The following is a 15259-nucleotide window of genomic DNA, read 5'->3' on the forward strand; positions in this document are numbered from 1 at the left end:
GCGTCCTGGAGGATTCGAACCTCCGACCGCCTGGTTCGTAGCCAGGTACTCTATCCAGCTGAGCTAAGGACGCGCAGATCTTCTTGCTAGGAAGTTGTGAAGCAAATCACATTCATTTCTTACGAAACAAAAAAAAGGCCATCGGGCCAGTCAATGAATGGCGGTGAAGGAGGGATTCGAACCCTCGATACGGGATAAACCGTATACTCCCTTAGCAGGGGAGCGCCTTCAGCCTCTCGGCCACCTCACCGTTTTCATTGTTATATCTCAGAAGAGATATGGCGCGTCCTGGAGGATTCGAACCTCCGACCGCCTGGTTCGTAGCCAGGTACTCTATCCAGCTGAGCTAAGGACGCACTTTCTTGTTGATGTCTCAACGTTGCAAGAATGGCGGTGAGGGAGGGATTCGAACCCTCGATACGGGATAAACCGTATACTCCCTTAGCAGGGGAGCGCCTTCAGCCTCTCGGCCACCTCACCGTCTTGCGGAGGCACATATTACGTTTTACCGAAAATATGTCAAACACTTTCTTTGAAAAAATCCACGAAACTGACTTAACCGTTGCTGATTTAATCAAAGTGACTATTAAACGAACTTTACCACTCTATTATGATGAAAAAAAGAGAGTCTTCTCTGAAAAAAAGACATTTATTTTCAAACGACTTCCTGGTGTTCGATTCAACAATATTGACGGATTCACCGCCACACTCAACACAATGGTTTCCGCAAATCTTCAAAAACATTAAAGACTAAAAAGGCCAACCCTTCGGTTAGCCTTTTTCATTCAAACTAAGCTCTGTAAACAGGAGCGACTTAGTAGTTACCTGAAGCAACGTTGCCATTGCCTTTTTCAGCTTGAATGCGCATGTAGATTTCTTCACGGTGAACTGAAACCTCTTTCGGAGCGTTAACGCCGATACGTACTTGGTTACCTTTCACACCTAGTACAGTTACAGTCACTTCATCACCAATCATCAGTGTTTCGCCTACGCGGCGAGTCAAAATTAGCATTCTTTGCTCCTTGAGTAATCTCTAAATTTTCTTGCTACAAAGCTATTATCCAACAAAAGTTATATTTTCGTAAACTACCTTGTTAGCGAAAATCAGCCTAAAAAGGCATGTTTTTGTTGAATGTTTAATGCTTCACTAGACGTAATGTAAGCATCATGCAGAATGTTTGCTGCTGTATCCACACATTCGGGTGCTAAAACTAGCATCATAGTGAGTGCATTCGTTGCGCTGAAATTGATCTCAATATCTCGCTTTGCCAACAAATCGCATGCGTGCTCTACCATTCCATTGGCCTCAAGCCCCACTGCGGTCAACAGGCTTACCACTTCACTATTACGGATTTTGTCGCTGAACACCAGATCGAACTTGGCACATGCATCTTGTTTTATCATGATACCTGCCCGTTCTGCTTCCTCGATCACATTCCAAATGTCTATACCCAACATCTGACATTGTTTTGTAGCACTAGATAAATGTTCTTTATCGACTTCGATAATGGCAAGGTCACGTTGAATGGCTATACCAGAGACGGCTTGACTGCCTGACTCCCCCTTTACCAAACTGCCTTCATTAACATCAAATGTCGAAAGCACGCGTAGTGGCACATTATTCTTCCATGCAAATTGCACTGAAGGTAAATGTAATACTTTTGCGCCTCGGCTTGCCATCGCTTCCATTGAAGGAAAATCGATAACCGCCAATTTGCGCGCATTTTTCACTACACGTGGGTCACAAGTATAAATACCATCAACGTCGGTAAAGATTTGACACTCGTTAGCGCGCAATGCGCCCGCCAGTGCCACAGCGCTCGTATCTGAGCCACCTCGACCTAATGTGGTGATATCCCCGTTCTCATTCACACCTTGAAATCCCGCAACAATCACGATTTGGTCTTGCTCAAGCAATCCCATAATTGTCGTGGTATCAATGTGTTTAATCGTTGCGTCATTGTGTTGATTATCCGTCACAATATTCGCCTGTGCTCCGGTAAGCGAGCGCGCAGCATGACCCATTTTATTCAAAGTCATGGCTAACAGTGCCATTGACACTTGCTCACCAGCAGAGAGCAAAACATCAAGTTCTCGAGCTGTAGGTACGCTATCTATCTGTTTAGCGAGATCCATCAGTCTGTTTGTTTCGCCTGACATTGCAGACACGACAACAACAACTTGATTGCCATCATTTTTCGCCTTAATGATGTGTTCAGCGACTTGGTGGATTCTTTCAATTGAACCCACAGAGGTTCCGCCAAACTTTTGCACGATAAGGGGCTTTTTCACCAGTCTTCACCTTCCCAAGACCGAAGTCTCTTTAGAACTGCTTACATCTTAAATATTTCCTTTGAGAAAAATTATATAAGCAGTAGTTACAACAAAAACCAAGCAGCTTAAATGACTCGGTTAACTTTTGGTCAATTAAACCACTTGGTTGCTAAAAAAAATTACGCTCAATCAAAGAAACTTGATTGAGCGTAATTTTATTAGTTAAGAGCTTATAAACGCTCTTCTAGCCAAGGCTGAACTGTTTTGATTGCCTCTGGTAGTGCTGAAACATCAGTACCACCGGCTTGAGCCATGTCTGGACGACCACCGCCCTTACCACCGACTTGCTCTGCAACCATTTTAACTAGATCACCTGCTTTTACTTTACCAGTGAGATCTTTAGTCACACCAGCAATCAAGCCAACCTTGTCACCCGTTACGTTTGCAAGCAGTACAACACCAGAACCCATTTGATTCTTGATGTCATCAACCATGGTACGTAGGTTCTTGCTATCAGCACCTTCAAGGGCCGCAACTAGAACTTTTGTGCCATTTACTTCAACCGCTTTGCCCATGATGTTAGCGCTTTCTGCGGCTGCCATCTTATCTTTTAGCTTCTGCACTTCTTTCTCTAGTGCTTTTGCTTTCTGTGCAGATTCTGCCAGTTTCTCTTCGTACTTCGCATTTTGAGCTTCAATGGCGTCTAATGCCGCCTCGCCTGTTACCGCTTCAATACGACGAATACCGGCTGCAATACCGCTTTCTGATGTGATTTTGAATAGACCAATATCACCCGTGCTTGATGCGTGAATACCACCACAAAGCTCAGTAGAGAAATCGCCCATAGATAGCACGCGAACTTCGTCATCGTACTTCTCACCAAACAGTGCCATTGCGCCTTTCTTCTTAGCAGACTCAATATCCATCACGTTGGTTTCAATCGTGTGGTTACGACGGATTTGCGCGTTAACTAGGCGCTCAACTTCTTTCAACTCTGCTGCGGTTACGGCTTCTAGATGCGAGAAGTCGAAACGTAGGTTGTCTGCCTTCACCAATGAGCCTTTCTGCGTTACGTGCTCACCTAAAACTTGGCGTAGTGCTGCGTGTAGCAAGTGCGTTGCTGAGTGGTTTAGAGAGATAGCTGCTCGACGCTCTGCGTCAACGATAGTTGCTACTTCGTCGCCTTTCGCTAGAACGCCTTCTGCCATTACACCGTGGTGTGCAATTGCGTTACCGAGTTTTTGAGTGTCCTCAACGCGGAATACACCAGACTCAGTACGGATTTCACCAGCGTCACCACACTGACCGCCTGACTCTGCGTAGAATGGCGTTTCACCAAGTACGATGATGGCTTTGTCGCCCGCAGATAGCGAATCTACTTCGTTACCTTCAACAAACATCGCGGCTACAGAGCTAGAGCCTTTAGTACCTGTGTAACCACAGAATTCTGTTTGCGTATCAACTTTGATTGCTGCGTTATAATCTGTACCGAATTGACCAGCTTCACGCGCACGTTGACGCTGCTCTTCCATCGCTTTTTCGAAACCCTCTTCGTCGATCGCGAACTCACGCTCACGTGCAACGTCGTTAGTGAGGTCTGCTGGGAAGCCGTAAGTATCGTAAAGCTTGAATACCGTTTCTCCGTCTAGCACTTTGCCATCTAGGTTATCTAATGCTTCGTTAAGAATTACCATACCTCGCTCAAGTGTACGACCGAAGTTTTCTTCTTCGATACGCAGTACTTTTTCAACCACTGCTTGTTGACGCTTCAGCTCTTCGCCTGCTGTACCCATTACTTCTGCTAATACGCCAACAAGCTTATAGAAGAATGCACCTTGTGCACCTAGCTTGTTACCATGACGTACGGCACGACGAATGATACGACGTAGTACGTAACCACGACCTTCGTTTGAAGGCATCACACCATCAACAATCAAGAATGAACATGAACGGATGTGGTCAGCAATAACGCGTAGCGATTGGTTCGATAGATCTTCATAACCAATGACTTCAGCCGCTGCTTTGATAAGAGTTTGGAATACATCGATTTCGTAGTTTGAGTGAACGCCTTGCATGATTGCAGAGATACGCTCGATACCCATACCAGTATCTACCGATGGTTTTGGTAGCGGTTCCATAGTGCCGTCTGCGTGACGGTTGAACTGCATGAATACGTTGTTCCAGATCTCGATGAAACGGTCACCATCTTCTTCAGGCGTGCCAGGACGACCACCCCAGATGTGTTCACCGTGATCGTAGAAGATTTCAGTACATGGACCACAAGGACCAGTGTCGCCCATTTGCCAGAAGTTATCAGACTCGTAAGGCTTGCCACCTTCTTTGTCACCAATACGCACGATACGATCAGCAGGCACGCCAACTTTTTTGTTCCAAATGTCGAATGCTTCGTCATCGGTTTCGTAAACGGTTACCAATAGACGATCCGCAGGCAGTTTAAGAACTTCGGTTAGGAATTCCCAAGCAAATGAAATCGCATCTTCTTTGAAGTAGTCACCAAAGCTGAAGTTACCTAGCATTTCAAAGAATGTGTGGTGACGAGCGGTAAAGCCAACATTTTCCAGGTCGTTGTGTTTACCACCAGCACGTACACAACGTTGAGCCGTAGTCGCTCGAGTATAGGCTCGTTTTTCTAAGCCTAAGAAACAATCTTTAAATTGGTTCATACCTGCGTTTGTGAACAGCAGGGTTGGGTCGTTATGTGGAACTAACGATGAACTTTCTACGATTTGGTGTCCTTTGCTTTCAAAGAACTTGAGGAACGCGTTACGAACCTCGTCAGTGCTCATGTACATGCAGCTCTTCCTGAAAATAGTCGAGTTAGAATTTTGCCGTATTGTAGATCATGCAAACAGCTGAGACTAGTTTTCTTGAGGAAAAGAGAGAGTAGAAGAAAAAATTTGAAGCAAAACAAAAATCAGCGCAATTGGATCAACGCTAATCTTGGTCTTCAAAGGCAAGCGCATAGCTAATTTGGTCGAAACTGTAGCCTCGGTATTGTAGAAAACGGACTTGTTTCGCGTATTCTTTTTGGTCCTTGGCTTTGACACCTTTGAATTTCTTTTCTGCCGCCTGCTTAGCAAGTTCAAACCAGTCTTGCGGTTCTTCAGCCATGGCTTGCTCAATCACCGATTCCGCAACACGTTTCTGGTTTAACTCTTGGCGAATTCGACGCTCTCCATGTCCTTTGTATACATGCTGCCGAATTTGGCTCTTCGCATAACGTAAATCATCTAAATAGTTATGGTCTAAGCAAAAATTAATCGCGATTTCGATGTCTGATGCTTCATAGCCTTTCATCGACAGTTTTTGGTACAGCTCATACTGACCATGATCGCGACGGCTAAGCAGTTGGATAGCCGCCTCTTTGCTCGATAATGTTGGTGTCTGGCGCTTTTGGTACATGGTGATCCTAAAGGTATTTTTGCTGTACAGACTCTCAATGGCCTTTGTGATGATTCGATTTTTGATGTCAATAGATACAACAAAGCCCCGCATTGCAGGGCTTTATCACTTTTTAATCTGTGAAGGGATTAAAACTCTTCAGCTTGCTCAGGCGCCTCGCCTGCTTCAGGAGCTTCCGCAAGGGCTGGCGCTAACAACATTTCACGCAATTTAGTGTCGATGGTTTTAGCCACTTCAGGATGCTCACGTAGGTAGTTGCACGCGTTCGCTTTACCTTGACCAATCTTATCGCCTTGGTAGCTGTACCAAGCACCAGCTTTTTCAACCAGTTTGTGCTTCACGCCTAGATCTACTAGTTCACCTTCGCGGTTAAAGCCTTGGCCGTACATGATTTGCGTATTGGCTTCTTTAAACGGTGCAGCAATCTTGTTCTTAACTACTTTGATGCGCGTTTCGTTACCAACGACTTCGTCACCTTCTTTGATTGCGCCAGTACGACGAATATCAAGACGAACAGAAGCGTAGAATTTAAGTGCGTTACCACCCGTGGTCGTTTCTGGGTTACCGAACATCACACCAATCTTCATACGGATTTGGTTGATGAAGATACACATACAGTTAGACTGTTTTAGGTTACCTGTTAGCTTACGCATCGCTTGAGAAAGCATACGTGCTTGCAGACCCATGTGGCTGTCGCCCATTTCGCCTTCAATTTCTGCTTTTGGTGTTAGCGCCGCAACTGAGTCAACAACCATTACGTCGATAGCGCCAGAGCGAGCTAGTGCATCACAAATCTCTAGTGCTTGCTCACCAGTGTCTGGCTGAGAAACCAAGAGCGCATCGATATCAACACCAAGTTTCTTCGCGTAGACAGGATCCAGAGCGTGCTCTGCATCGATAAACGCACAAGTTTTACCTTCACGTTGCGCAGCAGCGATAAGCTCAAGCGTTAGTGTTGTTTTACCTGAAGATTCTGGACCGTAGACTTCTACGATACGACCCATTGGCAGACCACCTGCACCCAAAGCGATATCAAGAGAAAGAGAGCCTGTTGAGATGGTTTCTACGTCCATTGCTCGGTTATCACCAAGGCGCATGATAGAGCCTTTACCGAATTGCTTTTCAATTTGACCTAGCGCAGCGGCGAGCGCTTTCTGTTTGTTCTCGTCCATTACTTTCTCCGATTTATTCATCTTCTTTGGGCGACGAATAGTAATTCATTTTTCTTAAGCAGCTAACCTGCTCAGCAATGAAAGTTATTATACTGTTGATTCATACAGTGTCTATACCTGTATAGAAAAAATTTAGTTCACTGCTTCTAAGGATTTGCTCTAGCCCTTATCAATTCTGGGCTAAGACAGTGTAAGAAATTCTAAATTAAATGTTGATGCAATCGAGTCAATGCATGCATCACCGCTTGTTGACGAACTTCCGCCCTGTCACCAGAAAAATGCATGGTCTCAACAAAGAGCCAGTCGTGCTTATCCGCAAAAGCAAAGCAGACGGTTCCAACCGGCTTTTCATCAGTGCCTCCCCCCGGTCCAGCAACACCACTGATGGAAACCCCAATAGTGGCATTCGAGTGTTGAAGCGCACCTTGCACCATTTCAAGCACAACAGGCTCACTCACGGCACCATGTTCCTCTAAGGTTTCCACTCTCACACCCAGCATTTCCATTTTGGCTTCGTTGCTGTAAGTGACAAAAGCTCTATCTAACCAACCTGAGCTGCCTGCAATATCAGTAATAGCGGTCGCAACACCGCCACCCGTGCACGATTCTGCCGTTGTTAAAACATGACCATACTTTGCCAATAATGCGCCTAAATCTGCGCTCAATTTTGTTGTTTTTTCCATAGCCAAAATGCCCTTTGTCTCTTTTTACTTGATAGGGATTCACGTATCCTAAGCCGCTACGGAAATAAACAAAAGAATTTACCTGTGAAAGCTGAACAAAAACACACTCCGATGATGCAGCAATACCTCAAGCTAAAAGCTGAGAACCCTGAGATTTTGCTGTTCTACCGCATGGGCGATTTCTACGAACTCTTTTACGATGATGCAAAGCGAGCGTCCCAACTGCTTGATATTTCGCTAACTAAGCGCGGTTCGTCAGCTGGAGAGCCTATTCCTATGGCGGGAGTGCCATTTCACGCAGTAGAAGGCTATCTAGCAAAACTTGTTCAGCTTGGTGAATCAGTCGCAATCTGCGAACAAATTGGCGATCCAGCCACCAGCAAGGGTCCGGTAGAACGTAAAGTTGTGCGTATCGTGACACCAGGCACTGTGACGGATGAAGCGCTGCTTTCTGAGCGTGTCGATAACTTAATCGCAGCAATTTACCATCACAACGGTAAGTTCGGTTATGCGACGCTGGATGTCACCTCTGGTCGCTTCCAACTGACAGAACCAGAAACTGAAGAAGCAATGACAGCCGAGCTTCAACGTACCGCACCACGTGAGTTGCTATTCCCAGAAGATTTTGAACCTGTACATTTAATGGCGAGCCGAAACGGTAACCGTCGTCGCCCAGTATGGGAGTTTGAGCTTGATACGGCTAAGCAACAACTCAATCAACAGTTTGGCACCAAAGATCTGGTTGGTTTTGGCGTAGAACATGCGTCCTTAGGGTTATGTGCTGCTGGTTGTTTGATCCAGTATGTGAAAGATACACAACGTACGGCTTTACCTCATATTCGCTCTTTAACGTTTGATCATCAGGACCAATCCGTCATCCTTGATGCCGCTACCCGACGCAACCTGGAAATTACTCAAAATCTAGCAGGCGGAACCGATAACACGCTCGCTGCGGTACTCGACCATTGTGCGACGCCGATGGGCAGCCGAATGCTGAAGCGTTGGTTGCATCAACCTATGCGTTGCATTGAAACGTTAAACAATCGTCTTGATGCGATTGGTGAGATTAAAGAACAAGCGCTGTTTGCCGATCTTCAACCAACGTTAAAACAAATTGGTGATATTGAACGTATCTTAGCACGCCTTGCACTACGCTCTGCTCGCCCTCGCGATATGGCTAGACTTCGCAATGCCATGCAGCAGCTACCAGAGCTAGAATCTGTCACCGCTTCTTTGACCCATCCATATCTAGCAAAACTGGCGCAATACGCAGCTCCGATTGACGAAGTATGTGATCTGTTAGAGCGTGCAATTAAAGAAAATCCGCCAGTTGTTATTCGTGATGGTGGTGTGATCGCTGAAGGCTATAATGCCGAGCTCGATGAATGGCGCAAATTAGCAGACGGTGCAACAGAATACCTTGAGCAGCTTGAGCGAGATGAGCGTGAACGACACGGCATCGATACGCTTAAAGTCGGCTACAACAACGTACATGGCTTCTTTATTCAAGTGAGCCGTGGCCAGAGCCATTTGGTTCCACCGCACTATGTACGTCGCCAAACACTAAAAAATGCCGAACGCTATATCATCCCAGAGCTTAAAGAGCACGAAGACAAAGTACTTAACTCGAAATCGAAAGCGCTGGCACTTGAAAAGCAGCTGTGGGAAGAACTGTTTGATCTATTGATGCCAAATCTGGAGAAGCTGCAGAATTTAGCTTCTGCTCTGTCTCAACTCGATGTACTACAAAACCTAGCAGAGCGTGCAGATTCGTTGGATTACTGCCGACCAACGCTTGTGAAAGACGCTGGCATTCACATTCAAGCGGGTCGTCACCCAGTCGTAGAGCAAGTAACAACAGAACCGTTCATCGCGAACCCAATAGAGCTTAACCCAGCACGTAAAATGTTAATCATCACCGGTCCAAACATGGGTGGTAAATCCACTTACATGCGTCAAACTGCGCTGATTGCATTGATGGCACATATCGGCTCTTATGTACCTGCAGAATCTGCACAAATTGGTTCTTTAGATCGTATATTTACTCGTATTGGAGCGTCAGATGATCTTGCATCTGGTCGTTCGACCTTCATGGTAGAAATGACGGAAACCGCTAATATTCTGCACAATGCAACTAAAAACAGTTTAGTGCTAATGGATGAAATCGGTCGCGGTACCAGTACTTACGATGGCCTATCTTTAGCTTGGGCAAGTGCGGAATGGCTCGCAACACAAATTGGTGCGATGACACTATTTGCAACTCACTACTTCGAATTGACAGAGTTGCCAAACCAACTGCCAAACTTAGCGAACGTTCACTTGGATGCCGTAGAACATGGTGACAGCATTGCCTTTATGCACGCAGTTCAAGAAGGTGCGGCAAGTAAGTCTTACGGCCTAGCTGTTGCGGGCTTAGCTGGTGTACCAAAAACGGTTATCAAAAATGCGCGTAACAAGCTATCTCAGCTAGAGCAACTAGGGCAAAACAGTGACGCACCACGTCCAAGTGCAGTAGATGTGGCTAACCAATTGAGTCTAATTCCAGAACCTAGCGAGATCGAACAAGCCTTATCTAGTATTGATCCTGATGATTTGACTCCACGTCAAGCACTTGAAGAGTTGTATCGTTTGAAGAAGATGCTTTAAATCGATTCACTTTAGCGAGCGCAAAAAAAAAAGGCTATGGATAACCATAGCCTTTTGCATATCTACTGAAGTACGGATTATTTAATCATCTTCGACGTTAAATAAGTTTTCCATATTCAAACCTTGCTTGATTAAAACTTCACGAAGACGACGTAAACCTTCTACTTGGATTTGACGTACGCGCTCACGTGTCAAACCAATCTCTCGACCAACTTCTTCAAGCGTCGAAGGCTCATAGCCTAGAAGACCAAAACGTCGTGCAAGTACTTCTTTCTGTTTTGGATTCAACTCTTCTAACCAATGAATCAGCGATGATTTGATATCGTCATCTTGAGTCGAGACTTCAGGATCGGAGTTGTTTGCGTCGGGAATAATATCCAACAGCGCTTTTTCACCGTCACCACCGATTGGTGTGTCGACAGAACTGATACGCTCATTGAGACGTAGCATTTTGCTTACATCTTCGACTGGAATATCTAACTGAGCAGCAATTTCTTCTGCGGTAGGTTCGTGATCGAGCTTCTGAGAAAGTTCACGCGCAGTACGCAGATAAATGTTCAGCTCTTTCACGACATGAATAGGTAGACGGATCGTACGAGTTTGGTTCATCAACGCACGTTCGATCGTTTGTCGGATCCACCAGGTCGCATAAGTAGAGAAGCGGAAACCACGCTCTGGATCGAACTTCTCGACCGCACGGATCAAACCAAGGTTACCTTCTTCAATCAGATCGAGTAGTGCTAGACCTCGATTACTGTATCGACGAGAGATCTTGACCACCAAACGTAGGTTACTTTCGATCATACGTTTACGTGCCGCTTCGTCGCCACGCAGGGCTCGTCGAGCATAAAGCACTTCTTCTTCGGCAGTAAGTAGAGGTGAGAAGCCAATTTCACCTAAATACAACTGAGTTGCGTCTAAGCTTTTACTGCTCGCGTCAAATTCTTCACGCGCAGCCGTTTTGCTTTCTGTGGATGATGATTTTTCGAGTTCGTTATCAATGGTCTTCACTGACGCATTGTCAAATGCAAACTCTTCAACTTTGGTTACTGTGTTGCTGATACTCATAACGCCTCCCCCTGGCGAGTTAGCAAGACATGACAACTCAATATGTCGCTAAATGATGTCGCAAGTTGTTTTTCAAAGTTTTAAGGCAAATAGCGCTTTGGATTCACTGATTTACCTTGATAGCGAATTTCAAAGTGTAGTTTGACCGACTTTGCACCTGAACTACCCATGGTGGCGATTTTTTGTCCGCTTTTTACGCTTTGTCCTTCTGTGACCAGCAGTTTGTCATTGTGTGCGTATGCGCTTAAATAATTGTCGTTATGCTTTACTATAATTAAGTTGCCATAACCTCGTAGCGCATTGCCTGAATAAACGACTGTGCCGGCTGCGGTTGAAACGATAGGTTGACCACGCTGTCCTGCGATGTCGATACCTTTATTTCCCTGTTCTCCCGCCGAAAAGTTCTTGATTACTCTCCCTTTTGTTGGCCACAACCACTTAGAAACTTTATCACTCTTCGCCGTGGTAACTGGCGATTTTTGCTTCACTTTTTGGTTATCTTTTGAACCAACATACTCCTTTGTTTTCGATTGTTCAACCTTCTTTGGAGGCTGTTTTTGTACGACTTTAGGCTTAGTCTCTGTAGGTTTTTGACTAGAGTTTTTACTTGAAGTTTTCGGTTTAGAGGATGTTGATGTTTTCGTCACTGGGGCTGGTGGCGTCGTAACAACAGGAACCACAACGGGTTCAACTTTTTGGCCATATTTAGGGGCGACATATTTCGGAGCCCAAAGTTTTAGCCTCTGTCCAGGGTAGATGGTGTAAGGCTGAGTTAACTCATTGTAACGGACAAGATCATTTACATCTTTATCTGTGACATAAGCTATGAAGTAAAGTGTATCGCCTTTTTTTACCTCATAATAACTCCCTCTGTAACTCCCTCTTTCAAGGCTTGAATAGTCTTTTTTTAGGCTAGAGACAGGTGCAGGGGAATGCGCTGCACAACCAACTAGTCCTGCAGCAAACACAAAGCTAATACCAATATGACGTAGTAACTTATTCACCTATCCCTAACCCTTAAGCTAAATCACCCGCAACCAGAGGTACGAACCGAACCATTTCTACAACGGTAGAGAGATATTCGTCTCCCTTACGCTCTATTTTTAATAACTGTTGTTCCGTATCTCCAACAGGAATGACCATTTTGCCGCCATCTCTTAATTGTGAGAGAAGAGCTTGGGGGATCACTTCTGCAGCTGCAGTAACAATGATGGCATCGAAAGGACCACGAGCTTCCCAGCCTTGCCATCCATCAGCATGCTTGGTTGAAACATTGTAGATATCCAATTGTTTCAGACGGCGTTTTGCTTCCCATTGCAACGATTTAATTCGCTCAACGGAGTATACATGGTCAACAATTTGCGCCAGTACTGCGGTTTGATAACCGGAACCCGTTCCGATTTCCAGTACGTGACTCGTTGGCTCTAGTTCGAGTAACTCGGTCATACGAGCAACAATATAAGGTTGAGAAATAGTTTGTCCCTGACCAATCGGTAACGCATTGTTATCGTAGGCTTGGTGCATCATCGCTTGAGAGACAAAGCTTTCTCGTGGTAAGCGTTGGATAGCATCCAGAACTCTTTGGTCTTTGATGCCACTGGAGATAAGAAACGCTATCAACCTGTCAGCATGTGGGTTACTCATTACTTCTCTTCCTTTAACCAACTATCCATTGCACGCAGCGACTCATGAGCAGTGAGATCAACTTGCAGAGGCGTCATTGAAACTCGACCATGTTCAATCGCATAAAAGTCGGTGCCCTCCCCCGCATCTTGCTCTTTTCCTGGAGGCCCTAGCCAATAAATATCATGACCTCTCGGATCTTTCTGCTTAATCATATTCTCTGCGTGATGACGCGCACCTAAACGCGTGACTTCGATTTCGCCCAGGTTTTCTGCTGGTAAGTCAGGCACGTTTACGTTCAATAACCGATTCGTTGGAATCGGAGACGCTAAATGCTGTTGCACAATTTGACGTGCAATTTTTGCGGCAGATTCGAAATGACGCTTACCCACCAGCGAAAAAGCAACCGACTGAACACCAAGGAAATGCCCTTCCATTGCTGCAGCTACCGTTCCTGAGTAAAGAACGTCATCACCCAAATTTGCACCATGATTGATGCCTGATAAAACAAGATCGGGCAAATCATCTTTCATCAGCTCATTCAGCGCGAAATGTACACAATCTGTAGGCGTTCCTTGCACTGAATAGATATTTAGGGCAATTTCAGTTACGCGCAATGGTTGCTCTAGTGTCAGTGAGTTCGAAGCACCTGAACGATTTCGGTCGGGTGCGACAATGGTCACTTCAGCGATATCTCGCAACTCATCAGCAAGTGCATGAATCCCTTGCGCATGTACGCCATCGTCGTTGCTGATTAAGACTCTTAGGGGCTTCGCGTTTAGTGAATCCTGTTCCATTAGTATTCTCTTTCTACTTCAACCTCATTAACTAACTCACGAACGATAGAGGTTGCAAAAGATCCCGCATCCAGTGAGAAAGTCAGCGTAATGTTGTTACCTTCAACCGTCCAAGCTAAATCTTTTGGCTTCAGCGCAATATCGCGACGGTCGTGGCGCATGCGATTACCACGAATCAGCGCCATGAGATCAGGCTCTTCATCTAAGAACGGTTGTTCTAAAGTAAGCGCATCCGCTTGAGTTGGAAGCGCATTATCACCTGCTAGAGCCGCGGTAATTGCCACTTCGCCTGCAGCAAATTGTGCTTGTAGATCTGCGATATTGCTTGCATCAACCAACTGAGTGCCAGAACTTGTCTGTGCAATATCACCATCGATGAATTTATCAAACACACCATTTTCTAGACGAGCAGAAACGATACGGTTGAAGATCCACGAACGCGCCGCTGATAAATACATGCTGCGCTTATTTTGATTACGGGTACGAACGTTTTCGCGTCCCCATCGACGTGCTTCTTCAAGGTTGTTGCCATCATTGCCAAAACGCTGACTACCAAAGTAGTTTGGCACACCAACTTGTTTCACTTTTTCAAGGCGTTGCTCTACATCTTCAACGTCAGTCACTTCAGACAAAGTGACAACAAACTCGTTCCCTATTAAGTCTCCAGGACGCAGTTTTTTGTTGTGTCGATCAGTCGCTAAGATCTCAATACTCGGATATTGAGCTAGGAATGCCGAGAAGTCCGGCGTTTCCCCTTTCGGTAAATGGACACTCAGCCACTGTTCCGTCACCGCATGGCGGTCTTTAAGGCCTGCCCAGCTAACGTCTTTCGACTTTACGCCACAAGCTTTCGCCAACTCATTCGCAACAAAACTGGTATTTTCTCCAGTTTTTCGAATACGCACCATTAGGTGCTCGCCTTCGCCAGTAAAGGCAAAACCTAAATCCTCACGAACCTGAAAATGTTCTGGTTGCGCTTTGATTTTTGCCGATGCAACAGGCTTACCCGTTAGATAAGCCAATGAAGATAAAATATCTGACATAATGTTTTTCCGCTGTTTACACAGCATTAAGGAGCAAGTTGGTTAATTATTGCTTGAACAGAAGCACCACGGCTTCCGTTGCAATGCCTTCTTTGCGTCCAGTAAAACCGAGACGCTCTGTCGTCGTCGCTTTTACGTTAATGTTACTAATATCGGTTTCTAGGTCTTCCGCAATCGCCGCACACATCGCGTCAATATGAGGTGCCATCTTAGGTGCTTGTGCCATGATGGTGACATCGGCATTACCAAGGCGGTAGCCTTGCTCTTTGACACGACGATAAACGTCCTTCAACAATTCGCGGCTATTTGCCCCTTTCCATTTATCGTCGGTATCCGGGAAGTGACGACCAATATCACCCGCAGCAATCGCCCCGAGTAGCGCATCAGTCAAAGCATGAAGAGCAACATCACCATCTGAGTGGGCTACTAAGCCCTGCTCGTAAGGGATAGCAACACCACCGATAATGACCGGGCCTTCACCACCAAATTTATGCACGTCAAAACCGTGACCAATTCGAATCATTTTTTAT

Annotated in this window: 13 protein-coding genes and 4 tRNA genes; 1 reads left to right on the forward strand and 16 read right to left on the reverse strand. The window is 45.6% G+C overall.

All coding sequences use genetic code 11. The features are described 5' to 3' along the window. From ACWPOD_RS17620 to pncC, 10 genes are all read right to left on the reverse strand, one after another. Positions 1–73 (reverse strand) — tRNA-Arg (locus ACWPOD_RS17620). An 85-nt stretch (positions 74–158) separates the two neighbouring features. Continuing rightward, a tRNA-Ser gene (locus tag ACWPOD_RS17625) sits at positions 159–250 on the reverse strand. Between the two features lie 29 nt (positions 251–279). Further along, a tRNA-Arg gene (locus tag ACWPOD_RS17630) sits at positions 280–356 on the reverse strand. 32 nt (positions 357–388) lie between these two features. After that, positions 389–480, reverse strand: a tRNA-Ser gene (locus ACWPOD_RS17635). A gap of 334 nt (positions 481–814) precedes the next feature. Beyond that, entirely contained in the window at positions 815–1012 is a 198-nt protein-coding gene (csrA, locus tag ACWPOD_RS17640) for a carbon storage regulator CsrA (RefSeq protein WP_004415691.1), read from the reverse strand. Between the two features lie 92 nt (positions 1013–1104). Further along, positions 1105–2292 carry an aspartate kinase gene (locus ACWPOD_RS17645; protein ID WP_167426242.1) on the reverse strand — a complete coding sequence of 396 codons (1188 nt, stop codon included), beginning with the start codon at positions 2290–2292 and terminating at the stop codon, positions 1105–1107. A 212-nt stretch (positions 2293–2504) separates the two neighbouring features. Beyond that, positions 2505–5087: an alanine--tRNA ligase gene (gene alaS / locus ACWPOD_RS17650; RefSeq protein WP_109169448.1), complete on the reverse strand. Its 2583-nt coding sequence runs from the start codon at positions 5085–5087 to the stop codon at positions 2505–2507. A 142-nt stretch (positions 5088–5229) separates the two neighbouring features. Continuing rightward, positions 5230–5697 carry a recombination regulator RecX gene (gene recX / locus ACWPOD_RS17655; RefSeq protein WP_005393871.1) on the reverse strand — a complete coding sequence of 156 codons (468 nt, stop codon included), beginning with the start codon at positions 5695–5697 and terminating at the stop codon, positions 5230–5232. A gap of 128 nt (positions 5698–5825) precedes the next feature. Further along, on the reverse strand, positions 5826–6869 hold the full coding sequence (gene recA / locus ACWPOD_RS17660) for a recombinase RecA (RefSeq protein WP_005393872.1): 1044 nt from the start codon (positions 6867–6869) through the stop codon (positions 5826–5828). Between the two features lie 200 nt (positions 6870–7069). Beyond that, complete coding sequence (pncC, locus tag ACWPOD_RS17665; protein WP_104974807.1) at positions 7070–7552, reverse strand: nicotinamide-nucleotide amidase; 483 nt, start codon at positions 7550–7552, stop codon at positions 7070–7072. 84 nt (positions 7553–7636) lie between these two features. Between pncC and mutS the strand changes: the two genes are divergently transcribed. Next, entirely contained in the window at positions 7637–10198 is a 2562-nt protein-coding gene (gene mutS, locus ACWPOD_RS17670; protein ID WP_167426241.1) for a DNA mismatch repair protein MutS, read from the forward strand. Positions 10199–10279: 81 nt separating this feature from the next. Here mutS and rpoS read toward each other — a convergent pair whose 3' ends face one another. From rpoS to ispF, 6 genes are all read right to left on the reverse strand, one after another. Continuing rightward, positions 10280–11266: an RNA polymerase sigma factor RpoS gene (gene rpoS, locus ACWPOD_RS17675; protein WP_005393877.1), complete on the reverse strand. Its 987-nt coding sequence runs from the start codon at positions 11264–11266 to the stop codon at positions 10280–10282. An 80-nt stretch (positions 11267–11346) separates the two neighbouring features. Next, entirely contained in the window at positions 11347–12270 is a 924-nt protein-coding gene (locus tag ACWPOD_RS17680) for a peptidoglycan DD-metalloendopeptidase family protein (protein ID WP_456232101.1), read from the reverse strand. Between the two features lie 13 nt (positions 12271–12283). Continuing rightward, the gene (locus ACWPOD_RS17685) at positions 12284–12910 is read right to left on the reverse strand and encodes a protein-L-isoaspartate(D-aspartate) O-methyltransferase (RefSeq protein WP_167426239.1); all 627 of its coding nucleotides are present in this window, start codon (positions 12908–12910) and stop codon (positions 12284–12286) included. Continuing rightward, positions 12910–13686 carry a 5'/3'-nucleotidase SurE gene (gene surE, locus ACWPOD_RS17690; protein ID WP_456232102.1) on the reverse strand — a complete coding sequence of 259 codons (777 nt, stop codon included), beginning with the start codon at positions 13684–13686 and terminating at the stop codon, positions 12910–12912. Before surE ends, ACWPOD_RS17685 begins: the two co-directional genes overlap by 1 nt. Continuing rightward, complete coding sequence (gene truD / locus ACWPOD_RS17695; protein ID WP_046875093.1) at positions 13686–14729, reverse strand: tRNA pseudouridine(13) synthase TruD; 1044 nt, start codon at positions 14727–14729, stop codon at positions 13686–13688. The genes surE and truD overlap by 1 nt, the downstream gene beginning before the upstream one ends. Before the next feature lie 46 nt (positions 14730–14775). Then, complete coding sequence (ispF, locus tag ACWPOD_RS17700; protein WP_005393886.1) at positions 14776–15252, reverse strand: 2-C-methyl-D-erythritol 2,4-cyclodiphosphate synthase; 477 nt, start codon at positions 15250–15252, stop codon at positions 14776–14778. Positions 15253–15259: the final 7 nt, after the last annotated feature.

This window comes from Vibrio sp. JZG120, assembly GCF_053890955.1.

Bases quoted from the DNA above. Each gene is read 5' to 3' on its own strand.
- csrA (WP_004415691.1), bottom strand. From the start codon at position 1,012: ATGCTAATTTTGACTCGCCGCGTAGGCGAAACACTGATGATTGGTGAT.
- alaS (WP_109169448.1), bottom strand. From the start codon at position 5,087: ATGTACATGAGCACTGACGAGGTTCGTAACGCGTTCCTCAAGTTCTTT.
- recX (WP_005393871.1), bottom strand. From the start codon at position 5,697: ATGTACCAAAAGCGCCAGACACCAACATTATCGAGCAAAGAGGCGGCT.
- recA (WP_005393872.1), bottom strand. From the start codon at position 6,869: ATGGACGAGAACAAACAGAAAGCGCTCGCCGCTGCGCTAGGTCAAATT.
- pncC (WP_104974807.1), bottom strand. From the start codon at position 7,552: ATGGAAAAAACAACAAAATTGAGCGCAGATTTAGGCGCATTATTGGCA.
- rpoS (WP_005393877.1), bottom strand. From the start codon at position 11,266: ATGAGTATCAGCAACACAGTAACCAAAGTTGAAGAGTTTGCATTTGAC.
- ACWPOD_RS17685 (WP_167426239.1), bottom strand. From the start codon at position 12,910: ATGAGTAACCCACATGCTGACAGGTTGATAGCGTTTCTTATCTCCAGT.
- surE (WP_456232102.1), bottom strand. From the start codon at position 13,686: ATGGAACAGGATTCACTAAACGCGAAGCCCCTAAGAGTCTTAATCAGC.
- truD (WP_046875093.1), bottom strand. From the start codon at position 14,729: ATGTCAGATATTTTATCTTCATTGGCTTATCTAACGGGTAAGCCTGTT.
- ispF (WP_005393886.1), bottom strand. From the start codon at position 15,252: ATGATTCGAATTGGTCACGGTTTTGACGTGCATAAATTTGGTGGTGAA.